Raw genomic sequence first — 12,503 nt, forward strand, 5'->3', positions numbered from 1 at the left:
GCGGTCGAGCCTCGGCCTCAGGCGCCGATGCGGTATTCGTAGTTCAGCCGCGTCATCTTGCCGACCGCGCCGCACTTGACACAGCGCCAGCCGGCCGAGAAGGCCTGGTTGGTGCAGCTGTCGTCGTAGGTCTGGCGGCAGCCGACATGGCCGCACTCGCACTGGAAGGTCTGGCCGTTGCACTTGCCGGCGGCGCCAAGGCGGTTGCCGGTACAGAGGCCGCGATCGGCCTTGATTGCGTCGTAACTCATGATGGTGTTCTTCCCGTTGTCCGGTTCTTGTCGGGGTGGCGTGGACGCGATCAGACGAAGCTGAGCAGCTCGACCGTCACGTTCTCTTCGCCCATCTGCGCCTGACAGGCCAGGCGCGATTTCGAGCTGACGCCGACCAGCGCGTCGAGCTTCTCGTTCTCGGCGCGCGTCGTCTTCGACAGGCTCTTGCGCCCCTCGTTGACCGCGATGTGACAGGCGCCGCACTGGGCCTGACCGCCGCACTTGCTGATCAGCTTCTCGCCGGCGGACAGGATGGCAGCGAGCAGGGTGGTTCCCGGTGCGACTTCGAGTGCCGTTCCGGACGGCATGATGGTGAGCTGTGGCATGGCGCTTCTCCTTGTCGGTGTGTGTGAAATCGGTTGGCGATGCGCTGCGCTCAGGCGGCCTGCGCCGACACGGCGGCGAGGCTGTCCAGCGGCAGCGCGATGCGGGTGATGTTCTGTTCGGCCAGGAACTTCGCTTCCATCCGCGTCGGCTCGTCCGGCAGCAGCGCCCAGTGACGGTCGCTGGAACGCTTCATGATCTGGCGCGCGAACGATCGGGTGAGTTGGTCGTTGAAGCGGCAGCCGAGGAAGAGGAAGCTGCGGCCGCTGCGCAGCGCCTGCACTTCCTGCGGGATCGGCGTCTGGATGTCGATTTCGGTCAGCACCTCGACATAGTCGGAATCCGACACCAGGTAGTTGCCGGCCGGGCTGGTCGAGCCGATCGGCTTGTACAGCAGCGTCGCCCAGTCCGGCGCGCGATCGGGCAGCGGATTGCCGTCGCGGTCGTACCAGCCGGTCCAGTTGCCGAAGTGTTCGGACTGCGACAAACCCTGCACCTCGCCCCACTTGACGCCCGCTTCGTGCAGCGCGGTCGACATCGCCTCGTCGTACCAGGTGTCGACAATGAGCGGCAGATTCAGGCTGGCCAGCCAGGCATGCAGCGGCGAGGCCGACGGGGCGGCCGCGAAGGCGTTGTTCATCAGGTCGACCACCGTCTTGCGGTGCTTGAAGTTCTCGATGAACTGCGCCGCCTGGGTGAGCCGGCTGCGTATCTTGTGCGGCACCGAAACCTTGGCGGTGAGCAGCGCGACCAGCGCCTCGGGCGTACCGGGCACCGCGTACTGCGGCACCAGCGACAGCATGCCGGGGCCCAGATAGGGCACGACGCGGCCGGCGCGCAGCCCTGCTTCGATCTCGGCCGGCAATTGGGTCAGGGGGGATGTCATGACTCGTCCTCGTAACGCGGTTCAGTAGATGGCGGCGCCTGCGCCGACGTTGGTGGCCGCGTCCTTCAGCGTCTTCACCACGAAGCGCACTTCGTCCTGCTCGATGAAGCCGTGGAAGGGCAAGGCCAGCGAACGATCGGCGATGCGGTCGGTGTTGGCGAGCTGGCCGCGCTTGTAGCCGTAGCTCTGGTAATGGAACTGCTGGTGCAGCGGCCGGCTGTAGGCGGCCGCCTCGATCGCTTCGGTGTCGAGATCCTCGATCAGCTGCGCGCGCGCGCTGGCGGTGAAGCGCTTGCCCAGATGCACGACGTAGAGCATCCAGTGCACCTCATCGACGTCCTGCGCCAGATAGGGCGGCTTGATGCCCTCGAAGGTCTGCATCTGTTCGTGGTACCAGACCTCGACCTGCTTGCGCCGCGCATGGATTTCGTCGATGCGTTCGGCCTGGGCGATGCCGATGGCCGCGGTGACGTCGCTCATGTTGGCCGAGAAGGGCACGCGGCTGCCGACCGACACCGAGTTGCGGTCGCTCAGCCCGTGCGCACGCAGGTAGCGCAGTTCGCTGGCCAGGCGCGCGTCATCGGTCAGCACCATGCCGCCCTCGCCGCAGTTCAGCGCCAGCGGTTGCGAGAAGTCGAAGATGGACAGGTCGCCGAAGGTGCCGACCAGCTCGCCGAGGTAGCGCGAACCGATCGCTTCGGTCGAATCCTCGATCAGCGCCAGCCCGTGCGCGTCGGCAATGTCACGCAACGGCTTCCAGGCGGCCGGATGGCCGTTGCAGTTGTTGCCGATGATGGCGCGCGTGTTCGGCGTAATGCGCGTCAGTACCGACTCTGGCGCCACCGCACCGGACCAGTAGTCGATGTCGGCCAGCACCGGCGTGGCCCCCGCGTGCACGATGGCGTGCGCGATGTGATGCCAGCTGTAGGCACTGGCGATCACTTCATCGCCCGGGCCGATGCCGAGCGCGCGCAGCGCCATCCAGGCGCCCGCCATGCCGCTCGATACGGCCACCGCATAGCGGCGCCCGTGCAGGTCGGCGAACACCGACTCGAAGGCTTCCACCATCGGGCCGCCCGACAGCCGGCCGGAACGCATCACCTGCTCCACCAGCTGTGCTTCGCGTTCGCCGACGTCGGCGAGCGAAAGCGGTATCCAGTCGCTGTCCATGTTCATCTCCCGTGTCAGGTGTGCTGGGTCAGCACGATGCCGTGCGCTGCCAGCGGGTCGGGCGTGACCGACCAGCAATGTCCGTCGCTGTGCATCAGGAACAGATCGCGGTCGCCGATGCGCAGCGCCGGCGTCTCCCCGCGCATGTCGAAGGCATCGACCGCCGAGGCGCGCACGCCGGGCAGCGCTTGGCGCACGCCGGCAATGGCCTCGCTCAGCGTCGGTGCCGCCAGCGCGATGCGGGCGATCTCACCCAACTGATCTGCGCTCAGCGCCACGTCACTCTCGTCCGCCGGTCAGGCGGGCCTCCACCGTGATCGGCAGCCGGGTGTCGGCGGCCATCTCGGGCAGGTCCAGCGTCCACCCGTTGGCGAGCGTGATCTGTCCGCCCCACATGTCCGGGCGCTCCATCTGCACGATGGGTTCTTCCAGGTCCTTCTTCGGCACGTAGAGCGAAAGTTCGCCCTTGCTGCTCTTGCGGATCATGACTTTCATGGCGGACTTCCTCGTGGTGACGTGTCGACTTCAGGCCGCGGCGGCGGCCGTTTCGGATTGCAGGCTGCGCAGTACATGGACGACGCGGGCAAGGTGTTCGCCGTCGGTGTCGCGACCCAGCGACAGGCGGATCGCCTCGCGTGCGAGCGCCGGCGGCACCCCCATCGCGGCCAGCACGTGCGACGGCTCGCTGCCGCCGGACGAACAGGCCGCCCCCGACGCGGCGAGGATGCCCTCGCGCTCCAGCCTGCCCAGCAGACGGTCGGCCGACTGGCCGGCGACGGCGATGAAAAGCGTGTTGGGCAGGCGCGGCGCACCTTCGCCGAACACCGTCAGCCCGGTCAGTGCTTCACGCAGCGCGTCTTCGAGCGCGTCGCGCAGCGCGCCCTGGCGCAGCGTCTCGGCCTGCATCGTCGCGCGCGCCTGAGACGCCGCGACGGCAAAGCCGGCGATGCCCGGCATGTTCTCGGTACCGCCGCGGCGCCCGCGCTCCTGCTGGCCCGGCAGCAGCGCCGGCCAGATCAGGCCCTTGCGTGCGATCAGCGCGCCGCAGCCCTTCGGCCCACCGAACTTGTGGGCGGACATCGACATCAGGTCGACGCCCCAGCCTGCGAAATCCAGCGGCAGGCGACCGGCCTGCTGGGTGGCGTCGACATGCAGCGGCACGCCGGCCGCGCGCGCTGCTGCGGCGACCTCGACCACCGGCTGCAGCACGCCGGTCTCGTTGTTGGCCGCCATCACCGACAGCAGCGCGGCCGGGCGCTCGAGCGCGGTGTGCAGCGCGTCGAGGCGCAGCACGCCGCGCCCATCCACCGGCAGCAGCTCGACCTCGACACCGAAGTCGCGCATGCGTTGTGCCGCCTTCAGGAAGCCGGCGTGCTCGACCGCCGACAGCAGCACCCGCGGCGGCACGCCGGGACGCGACAGCGCGCCGGCCAGCACCTGGTTGTTCGCCTCGGTGGCGCCGCTGGTGAACACCACCTCGGCCGGCTGCGCGCCGGCCAGCGCCGCCACCTCGGCGCGCGCGGCCGCCAGCGCCGACTTCGCGCGCTGACCGAAGCCGTGCTTGGACGAAGGATTGCCCCAGCCATCGCGCAGGCAGTCGGTCACCGCCTCGATCACCTCGGGCAGCGGCGGTGTGGTCGCGTTGTGGTCGAGGTAGATCATGGCCAGAACACCCGGTGCGGGTCGTGCACGATCAGGTCGAGCAGGCGATCGAGGCTGTTCGAGCGCGTGTGCTGCACCCAGCCGCCGAGCAGATGGTCGCAGGCGTACAGCACCCAGCTCGCGTCCTCGTGGCGGATGCGCGCGATATCTATCGTTCCGCCCTCCGGATCGACATTGCGCGAGCAGCAGGGGCTGGTGATGATCCAGCCGTCGTCGGTGTCGTGCAGGGCCGGATGCACGTAGCGATAGCGCTCGCGTGCCGCCAGTGCGCGCAGCACGCGCCGGCGCAGCAATTCGGTCTCGGCGACGACGACGCTGCCGACGGGCGCCGGCGCGTTGCGGAGCGGGCTCAAGGCATGGACGTTCATCGCGCGCGCACCGGTCAGACCGGCGCGATCTCCTCTTCCAGCACGCCGATCACGCAGGGGCGCGGCGCGCCATCGACGCCGCTCGGACCGTCGGCGAACTCGACCATGTAGATCGGAATGTTCGCCTCTTCGTGATGGCCGATCTGCACCACCTCGCCGGCCGCGCCCTCCGCCACCAGCAGGGCGTCGAGCGCTACCTCGGGGTGGGAGCCGTCGTTGTACAGGTCTATCGTCGCGGCGACGCGCTGACCCCAGCGGAACTTCGGTTCGCGCAGTTCAAACACTGTCGCCTCCCACCTTGATGGCTGCCAGTTGATGGATGCGCTCGCCCAGCACCTCGACCACGTGCGGCGGCAGGTTGTCGAGCGACACCAGTTCGCGCCCGCGCATGCCGACCCGGTGGCCGGTACCGAGGAATTCGACGGCGTAGATGTAGTACTGCTGCAGGAAGGTGCCGATCGAGGTGACGAAGCCGACGTCGCCCTTCTTGGCCAGTACCTCGCCGATGTCCTTGCCGCAGTAGGTACCGTCGTTGCGTATCGTGTAGCGGCTCACCACACGCTCGCCGTACTTGAATACCGGCGGCGCGGTCAGTTCGACGGTATCGCTGTCGCGACTGATGTCACCCATGTCGATCTCCTTCTTCCCGATCCAGTTCGTTCAGGCGCGCGCACGCTTCGGCACGCACATCCGCTTCCTCGTCGCTCGCCGACATCTGCAACGCAAGCGCCCGGCCGGCACGGCCGGCCACGATCCAGCGCACCTCCCACGCGGGGTCGTGCGCCATGCGGTAGAGCTGGGCCGTCGGCAGCCGCTGCGCGACGTCCTTGCGTATCGATATCTCCGGGTCGTCGCACATCCGCAGCAGCGCCGGCATGTCCAGGCGCCGCACCGCCTCCAGCCTGACTTCGGGATCGCTGTCGTCGAGCATGCGCGGCAGCAGTGCTGCGGGCAGGCGCTGCGCCACCAGCTTGCGCACGTAGTAGTCCTCGTCGCCGGCCATGGCGAGCAGTTCGCGCCCTTCGAGCCGCATCGCGACGCGGATGCGCACCTCGCGGTGCGGGTCGTCGCGCAACTTCACCACCTGAGCGAGCGGCAGGCGCACCGCCACCGACAGGCGCACCGTCTCGTCCTCGTCGTCGATCAGCGACTGCAGATGGAACACGTCGGCGCGGCGGCAGGCGATGGCGCGCACCTCGAAATAGGGGTGATGCAGGAAGGCGTTGCTGAGGTCGGGATTCCAGCGGAAGAAGCGGTCGATGCGCTTGGCGTAGCGGTCCTGCACGCAGGCGTGTCCGCGTTCGCAGCGCGCCCCCTGCGACAGCGCGTCGCATTGAGAACAGTCCAGCTCCTCGCCGCTCCAGGCCAGCGGCGGGATGTCGTCCGACGGGTCGTAGGAGGCCTGCGGCAAGATGCTCATCATGGCGTGACTCCGACCGGCTCCGCGATGTCCGGACAGTCCTCGTAGCCGAGGTCATCGCGTCCCATGCGCATCAGCACCGCGTCGATCACGCGATGGCCCACCTTGTCGTCCGGATCCATCTCGGCCAGCTTGGTCAGCGCCGCACGACCGACGTCGAGTTCGCCCAGGCGCGCGCTCAGGTACGCGTAGCCCTTGAGCGAGAACAGCCAGAAGCGCGGCATCGGCTCCAGCGCGCGAAAGCGTGCGTCGGCCTCGACGCGCCGCCAGTCCGCCGGCAGACCGAGCGCCGCCGCCGCACAGGCGATGGCGCGCTCGCCGACGTCGCGCGCCGCGCGCAGCCGGTTACCGTAGAAATGAAAGCGGTAGAGCGCGATCAGCGTCGCCGGGTGCGACGGTGCAAGCGCGTGCGCCTCGTCGAGCAGGGCCTGCGCTTCGGCCACCCGGTTGCGGATCAGGCCGGCGCGCGCGATCAGCGCCTCGGCCTCGGGCGGCAGCCCGCGACCGAGCACGGCGAGGCCGGGATCGGCCAGATCGTCGTGGGCATCGATCGCCTGCATGGCCGCCTCCTCAACCGCGACGGATGGCGTCCAGACCGACCGTCGCGACGCCGGGCATCGCGTGGCCATGGCCGTGTCCGTGCGCGTGCTGCTGCACGCCCGGCGCGCCGGCCGGTGCGCTGCTGCTGCATGCGCACGGTGCCTGGTTCGGGTTGATGAAGGTGAGCCCGCTCTTGGTCGGCGTGTCGGCGAAATCGACGGTCACGCCTTCGAGCAGCAGCCGCGATTCGGCCGGCAGGAACAGCCGAACGCCGGAGGCCTCGACCACCGAGTCACCGCTCTGTGGTGCCGCCACGACCGTGAACTCGGAGTTCAGGCCGGAGCAGCCGCCGGCGCTGACCAGCAGGCGAAAGCCGGCACCTTCCGGTTCGCCGGAAAAGCGCACCATGCGCTGGATGAATTTCGCCGCAGCCGGCGTCAGGGTCAGTTGGGTCATGTTGTCCTCAGGCAGCCTGGGTCTGGAGTGGGAGGATGCAATCGTCGATCGGACACACCGCGACGCATTGCGGGGTGTCGTAATCGCCTTCGCATTCGGTGCATTTGTCGGGATCGATGACAAACAGGTTCTTGAGCTCGCTGATCGCCTCGTTCGGGCATTCCGGCTCACAGGCCGAACAGCCCGTACAGAGGTTGGCAATGATCTTCAAAGACATGGTTCTCTCCTTTCGCTCGGACCGCGGCGCTCGCCGCGGTCCATCCGGAAACGTCAGGCGGCGGCGGTGAAAGCGCCCTGGCGGATCGACGCGTCGCCGCGCTCGGCGTGCGCGATCTCGCCGCGCGCGACCCGGCCGGTGTAGTCGGCGAACCACGACAGCGCGGCCTTCTCGATGAACTCGTCGGCATAGGCATCGACCGGCTCGATGCCCGCACCCTTCAGCTCGTCGCGCGGGCAGGCGCCGATCTTCGACACCAGTACGGCGTGGCAGTCGTTGATCGCATTGACGATGGAGGGCAGCTGCTCGTCCTCGCCGTAGCCGCCCTGGCAATACAGGTCGACCCGACGGTGACCGACGAACAGCGCTTCGCCCGCCGACACCTCGAAGATCTGGAACTCGTCGGCATGGCCGAAGTGCTGGTTCACCCGGCCGCCACCCGTCGTGGCAACGGCGACCAGCACCTTGATGTCCTTCGCCGCCTCGTTGCCTTCGGTCGCGGCCAGTGCCTCGACCTTGGCCGCGTGCTGGGCCTGACGCTCGGCTTCGACGCGCTCCTGGTAGGTGCGGCGGCGGTCGAGGTCATAGACCACTTCCATCTCTTCGATCTTGTCGAGCGTGAATTCCTCGCTGCGGTCCTCGCCCAGCAGGCCGACCGCGTCGGCGCGGCACTGGCGGCAGTGGCGCATCAGGTTGGCGCCACCCATGCAGGCGTCCTGGACCGCCTTCAGCTCCTGCGCCGTGGGGCCGCGCTGGCCGGTCAGGCCAAACACCGTGCCGTGCTCGGCTTCGGAGATCAGCGGCATGATGTTGTGCAGGAAGGCGCCGCGCGCCTTGACCGCCTTGTTCACCTCGATCATGTGCGCGTCGTTGATGCCGGGGATGAGCACCGAGTTGATCTTGGTGAGCACACCCCGGGCGGTCAGCATCTCCAACCCCTTCATCTGCTGCTCGTGCAGGATGCGCGAGGCCTCGACGCCAGTGATGCGCTTGTGGTCCCAGAAGATCCACGGGTAGATCTTGGCGCCGATCTCCGGGTCGACCATGTTGATCGTGATGGTCACGTGGTCGATGTTGTACTTGCAGATCTCGTCGACCAGATCGGGCAGCGCCAGACCGTTGGTGGACAGACAGAGCTTGATGTCAGGTGCCTGCTCCTGGAGCATGCGGAAGGTGTCGAAGGTCTTCTTCGGGTTGGCCAGCGAGTCGCCGGGACCGGCCACGCCGAGCACCGTCATCTGCGGAATTTCGCTGGCGACCGCGACCACCTTCTTGACCGCCTGCTCCGGCGTCAGCTTCTGCGACACGACGCCGGGGCGCGACTCGTTCGAACAGTCGTACTTGCGGTTGCAGTAGTTGCACTGGATGTTGCAGGCCGGCGCCACCGCCACGTGCATGCGGGCGTAGTGGTGATGGGCCTCTTCCGAATAACAGGGGTGATTCTTCACCTTCTCCCACACGTGGGCCGGCATGTCGTCGGGCCCGGCGGACGTTCCGCAACTGGCCTTGCCCTCGCCGCCGGAGGTGCCACAGCCGACGTGAGCCGGCGCTTCCGCCGGGGTGGCCAGCACGTTGTGGCTGGACTTCAGGTCAGCCAGGCTGACATAGCTCGCTGCTGCACTTTCCATGACCTACTCCTTGTTCTGCTGACGCGCGATGTGGGCTGGCAAACGAGGGATAGCCATTTCCGTGCCAAAGTGATTTCGTCATTCGATTCATTGACTTGGCGCGATCCGGACAGGATTCGTCCGGTGGTCGGAAACCTACGCTTGCGACAAAGCACACAAAGCGGCGTCAGCCACGCACCGGCATGCGGTCGACCAGCATCTGGTTCAGCGACTGGGCGAATGCGCGCCAGGCGAGCGCGAGGTCGTGGCGGATGCGCGCGACGTAGTCGGGCGACGGCGCGTGTTCGTCCGGAAAGTTGGAAAGTGCACAGGACGTGCGGTTATGCTGCAGCGCCTCGCCGACCAGCCAGTCGCTGAAGCCGGAAAAGGGCGCCAGCAGCGATGGCGTCAGCGCGCAGCGGCCGCGCTCGATGGCGACACCGCTCAGGTCGAAGTCCAGCGCATCGATGCGGCGCAGCGCCTCGGCATACACATGGTCGATCACCGCGCACAGCACGGCGTGCGTCATGTCGATGCTGCGCTGTGCGCTCAGTGCACGCACCACGCTCTGCCGGTACAGCTCGCCGGCCTGATCGCGCAGCGCGCCCACCCAGTCGGCGAACTCGGCGACGCTGCCATCGTTGGCCGGCGACGGGGGCAGCGCGAGCGGCACCGCGACGAGGCGGGCGGCGACGCGCGCCGCGGCGTCCAGCGCACCTTCAAGATAGCCGGCGCCGCGCGTGGCCGTCTCGCTGCCGGCCAGGTGCAGGCGGCCGGACCAGTACGGCGCGGCCAGCAGCGACACGTCATCCTCCGGATGGCCTCCGGGCTCGGTCAGGTCGAGCGCGCTGCATGTCATCGGCTCGCGGGCCCAGTCGCGCAGATGCAGTTCGCCCTGTTCCACCGCCGGGCCGAACAGCTGCGCGAACTGGCTGCGCACCATCAGTTCGAGCGCCGGTGCACTGGCTGCACGCAGCGCCGGCGACAACGCGACAAAGCCGCCCAGCGCGGCCGCTTCACCGGTGGCGTCGCAGGCGTCGAACACCTCGCCGAGCACGGCCTGCGGATGGGATACGAAGGCGTTGCCGGACAAGCCGCCGCGACGCCAGTGCGCGCTGTCGGAGCGAACAAAGGCCTTGGCCTGCGCCGCCATCCAGGTCGGCTGGTCCTGCATCGCCTGACGCAGCGGCGCATCGAGCGCCGGCTCGAACACGATCTGTTCCGCCGCCAGCCGCGGCGGCAGCGCGAGCACGACGCTGCGCGCAGCGATGACGAAGGACTCGCCTCCTCCGATGCACTGCACCTCGACGCGGTCGCTTCGCGCGACCAGACGACGGACCGTGCAGCCGGTACGCACGCGGTCGTGCGACAGCCGGCGCAATAACGCACCGGTCAGCGCCGCCATGCCGCCGACCAGTCGCCGCGCGCCATTGTGTATTGCCTCGCTGCCCAGCGTTTCCGGATTGCCGTCCGGCTGCCGCAGATGCAGCACGACGCCCTCGTCATGCTGTGGAAAGGTTTCCAGCCCCAGATCCGCGATCAGCCTGACCATGCGCGGCTGCGACTGCGGCCAGTACCAGCCGGGGCCGAGATCGAGGGCGGCCGCGCCCGCTGCTGCGGGCACCGTATCCACACGACCGCCGGCGCGCGGCCGGGCCTCGACCAGCAGCACGCTGCGTCCGGCCGCCTCCAGGCGGCGGGCGAGCTCCAGGCCGCACAGGCCGGCGCCTACGATGAGGGTATCGAGCATGGGGCGCTCCTTTCAGCTTCAGATCGGTTCATCGGATGGGTAGCGATGTTCAGCAAACATCGAGCCACCGGCGATCTCGCGCACGCCGCCCCGGCCTCGCCTTCGCTGGCACGACATCCGCGTCGCGTTTGTCGCAGATGCAACAGCGTGTCGGTCGTCGAACGGCGCGCTGCGAGGCATCCGGCGGATGCGCACCCGCCCCGCTGGCGGCCGGCCGACGACGGCTGACTGCGTCGCTGGCCGACGCTTGCCCGATTCTTGCTGCGCACTTCCGCAACCGCGGAACGCCACCATGAATGCACCTTTGCCCACGCCACCGCTGTCAGCGCTCGAATCGCTGCACCTGAGCAACAGCTACGCCCGGCTGCCGGCCGCCTTCCACACGCGACTGCCTCCCGCGCCGCTGCCAGCCCCGCATCTGATCGCAGCCAGCGAAGACGCCGCGTCGCTGATCGGGCTCGCTCCGCAGGAGGCCGCGCGCGCAGAGTTCGTCGAGCTGTTTGCGGGCAACCGTCTGCTGCCGGGCGCGGAGCCGCTGGCGGCGGTCTATTCCGGCCACCAGTTCGGCAGCTGGTCAGGCCAGCTGGGCGACGGTCGGGCTCATCTGCTGGGCGAGGTCGATACGCCACACGGCCCGCTTGAACTGCAGCTGAAGGGTGCCGGGCCGACGCCCTACTCACGCTTTTCCGATGGCCGCGCCGTGCTGCGCTCGTCGATCCGCGAATTCCTCTGTTCCGAAGCGATGGCTGCGCTCGGTGTGCCGACCACGCGCGCGCTGTGCGTGATCGGCTCGCCGCTGCCGGTGCAGCGCGAAAGTACGGAGAGCGCCGCCGTCGTCACGCGCATCGCACCAAGCTTCGTGCGCTTCGGCACCTTCGAGCACTTCAGCGCCGACGACGACGTTCAACACCTGCGCCTGCTGGCGGACTACGTGATCGACCGTTTCCGGCCTCATTTGCGCGACAGCGCGCGACCGTACGACGCACTGCTGGCCGACATCGCGCAGCGCACCGGCGACCTGGTCGCGCACTGGCAGGCGATCGGCTTCATGCACGGCGTAATGAACACCGACAACATGTCGGCGCTGGGATTGACGCTGGACTACGGCCCGTTCGCCTTCATGGACAGCTTCGATGCCGGCCGCATCTGCAACCACTCGGACACCTGGGGCCGCTATGCCTTCCGTGCCCAGCCGCGCATCGCACAGTGGAACCTCTACGTGCTGGCCGATGCGCTCGGTCCGCTGATCGGCCACCCGGACCAAACGCGCGCTCTGGTCGATGACCACTTCCAGCCCGCTTTCGACACCCGCTTCGCCGCACTGATGCGACAGCGCCTCGGCTTCGCCACAGCGCAGCGAGGTGACGACGACTTCATCGGCGCGACGCTTGGACTGCTGCAACTGCAGCGCGTCGATTACACGCGCTTCTTCCGCACGCTGAGTGCACTGCCGGGGCGCGTCGCGCGCGAGCAGCGCGGCAGCACTGATGCGCCACTGCGCGACCTGTTCGTCGACCGCGAAGCCTGCGACGCCTGGCTGCTCGGCTGGCGCGCACGGCTGGCCGGCGAAGGCAGCGTCGATGCGCTGCGCCAGCCGGCCATGCTCGCCACCAACCCGTGCTACGTGCTGCGCAACTGGATGGCCGAGTCGGCGATCCGGCGCGCCCGCGACGGCGACTTCGACGAGGTGCGGGCGCTGCTCGACTGCCTGCGCCGCCCCTTCGACGAACGTCCGCAGTACGCGCACTACGCCGCGCCGCCGCCCGACTGGGCGGACGGACTGACCGTCAGCTGTTCGAGCTGACGATACCGACCATCCACACCGGGAGCT

General features: G+C 68.5%; 17 protein-coding genes. 1 reads left to right on the plus strand and 16 read right to left on the minus strand.

Annotated elements, in window-relative coordinates:
• Window positions 1-17: 17 nt before the first annotated feature.
• The 16 genes from WDZ97_RS15225 to WDZ97_RS15300 form a co-directional block, all read right to left on the minus strand.
• Complete coding sequence (locus WDZ97_RS15225; protein WP_304000485.1) at window positions 18-251, minus strand: hypothetical protein; 234 nt, start codon at window positions 249-251, stop codon at window positions 18-20.
• 50 nt (window positions 252-301) lie between these two features.
• Complete coding sequence (locus tag WDZ97_RS15230) at window positions 302-598, minus strand: 2Fe-2S iron-sulfur cluster-binding protein (protein WP_019916623.1); 297 nt, start codon at window positions 596-598, stop codon at window positions 302-304.
• A gap of 50 nt (window positions 599-648) precedes the next feature.
• Window positions 649-1,482 carry an SIR2 family NAD-dependent protein deacylase gene (locus WDZ97_RS15235; protein WP_304000488.1) on the minus strand — a complete coding sequence of 278 codons (834 nt, stop codon included), beginning with the start codon at window positions 1,480-1,482 and terminating at the stop codon, window positions 649-651.
• A 21-nt stretch (window positions 1,483-1,503) separates the two neighbouring features.
• Window positions 1,504-2,652, minus strand: coding sequence for a DegT/DnrJ/EryC1/StrS family aminotransferase (locus WDZ97_RS15240; RefSeq protein ID WP_024300787.1), 1,149 nt, complete (start codon window positions 2,650-2,652; stop codon window positions 1,504-1,506).
• Between the two features lie 14 nt (window positions 2,653-2,666).
• Complete coding sequence (locus tag WDZ97_RS15245) at window positions 2,667-2,930, minus strand: hypothetical protein (RefSeq protein WP_425763304.1); 264 nt, start codon at window positions 2,928-2,930, stop codon at window positions 2,667-2,669.
• Between the two features lies 1 nt (window position 2,931).
• Complete coding sequence (nifT, locus tag WDZ97_RS15250) at window positions 2,932-3,147, minus strand: putative nitrogen fixation protein NifT (protein ID WP_019916619.1); 216 nt, start codon at window positions 3,145-3,147, stop codon at window positions 2,932-2,934.
• A 30-nt stretch (window positions 3,148-3,177) separates the two neighbouring features.
• Window positions 3,178-4,314: a cysteine desulfurase family protein gene (locus WDZ97_RS15255; RefSeq protein WP_425763305.1), complete on the minus strand. Its 1,137-nt coding sequence runs from the start codon at window positions 4,312-4,314 to the stop codon at window positions 3,178-3,180.
• Window positions 4,311-4,682 carry a DUF3024 domain-containing protein gene (locus WDZ97_RS15260; protein WP_304011559.1) on the minus strand — a complete coding sequence of 124 codons (372 nt, stop codon included), beginning with the start codon at window positions 4,680-4,682 and terminating at the stop codon, window positions 4,311-4,313. The genes WDZ97_RS15255 and WDZ97_RS15260 overlap by 4 nt, the downstream gene beginning before the upstream one ends.
• A gap of 14 nt (window positions 4,683-4,696) precedes the next feature.
• On the minus strand, window positions 4,697-4,966 hold the full coding sequence (locus WDZ97_RS15265; RefSeq protein WP_425763306.1) for a nitrogen fixation protein NifZ: 270 nt from the start codon (window positions 4,964-4,966) through the stop codon (window positions 4,697-4,699).
• A complete protein-coding gene (locus WDZ97_RS15270; protein WP_304000500.1) occupies window positions 4,959-5,312 on the minus strand; it encodes a nitrogen fixation protein NifZ in 354 nt (117 codons plus the stop codon). Before WDZ97_RS15270 ends, WDZ97_RS15265 begins: the two co-directional genes overlap by 8 nt.
• A complete protein-coding gene (locus WDZ97_RS15275) occupies window positions 5,305-6,105 on the minus strand; it encodes a 4Fe4S-binding leucine-rich repeat protein (RefSeq protein WP_425763307.1) in 801 nt (266 codons plus the stop codon). Before WDZ97_RS15275 ends, WDZ97_RS15270 begins: the two co-directional genes overlap by 8 nt.
• Window positions 6,102-6,662 (minus strand): hypothetical protein, encoded by a 561-nt coding sequence (locus WDZ97_RS15280; RefSeq protein WP_425763308.1) that lies wholly within the window; start codon window positions 6,660-6,662, stop codon window positions 6,102-6,104. Before WDZ97_RS15280 ends, WDZ97_RS15275 begins: the two co-directional genes overlap by 4 nt.
• A 10-nt stretch (window positions 6,663-6,672) precedes the next feature.
• The gene (locus tag WDZ97_RS15285; RefSeq protein WP_425763309.1) at window positions 6,673-7,098 is read right to left on the minus strand and encodes a HesB/IscA family protein; all 426 of its coding nucleotides are present in this window, start codon (window positions 7,096-7,098) and stop codon (window positions 6,673-6,675) included.
• Window positions 7,099-7,105: 7 nt separating this feature from the next.
• Window positions 7,106-7,315, minus strand: coding sequence for a 4Fe-4S binding protein (locus WDZ97_RS15290; protein WP_019916611.1), 210 nt, complete (start codon window positions 7,313-7,315; stop codon window positions 7,106-7,108).
• A gap of 53 nt (window positions 7,316-7,368) precedes the next feature.
• The gene (gene nifB / locus WDZ97_RS15295) at window positions 7,369-8,943 is read right to left on the minus strand and encodes a nitrogenase cofactor biosynthesis protein NifB (RefSeq protein ID WP_020165996.1); all 1,575 of its coding nucleotides are present in this window, start codon (window positions 8,941-8,943) and stop codon (window positions 7,369-7,371) included.
• Window positions 8,944-9,109: 166 nt separating this feature from the next.
• On the minus strand, window positions 9,110-10,672 hold the full coding sequence (locus WDZ97_RS15300) for a flavin monoamine oxidase family protein (protein ID WP_425763310.1): 1,563 nt from the start codon (window positions 10,670-10,672) through the stop codon (window positions 9,110-9,112).
• A gap of 292 nt (window positions 10,673-10,964) precedes the next feature.
• Between WDZ97_RS15300 and WDZ97_RS15305 the strand changes: the two genes are divergently transcribed.
• Window positions 10,965-12,476 carry a protein adenylyltransferase SelO gene (locus tag WDZ97_RS15305; protein WP_425763311.1) on the plus strand — a complete coding sequence of 504 codons (1,512 nt, stop codon included), beginning with the start codon at window positions 10,965-10,967 and terminating at the stop codon, window positions 12,474-12,476.
• Window positions 12,477-12,503 lie beyond the last annotated feature (27 nt).

The organism is Methyloversatilis sp. MC4-4 (assembly GCF_049843555.1).
Lineage (GTDB): Bacteria > Pseudomonadota > Gammaproteobacteria > Burkholderiales > Rhodocyclaceae > Methyloversatilis > Methyloversatilis discipulorum_B.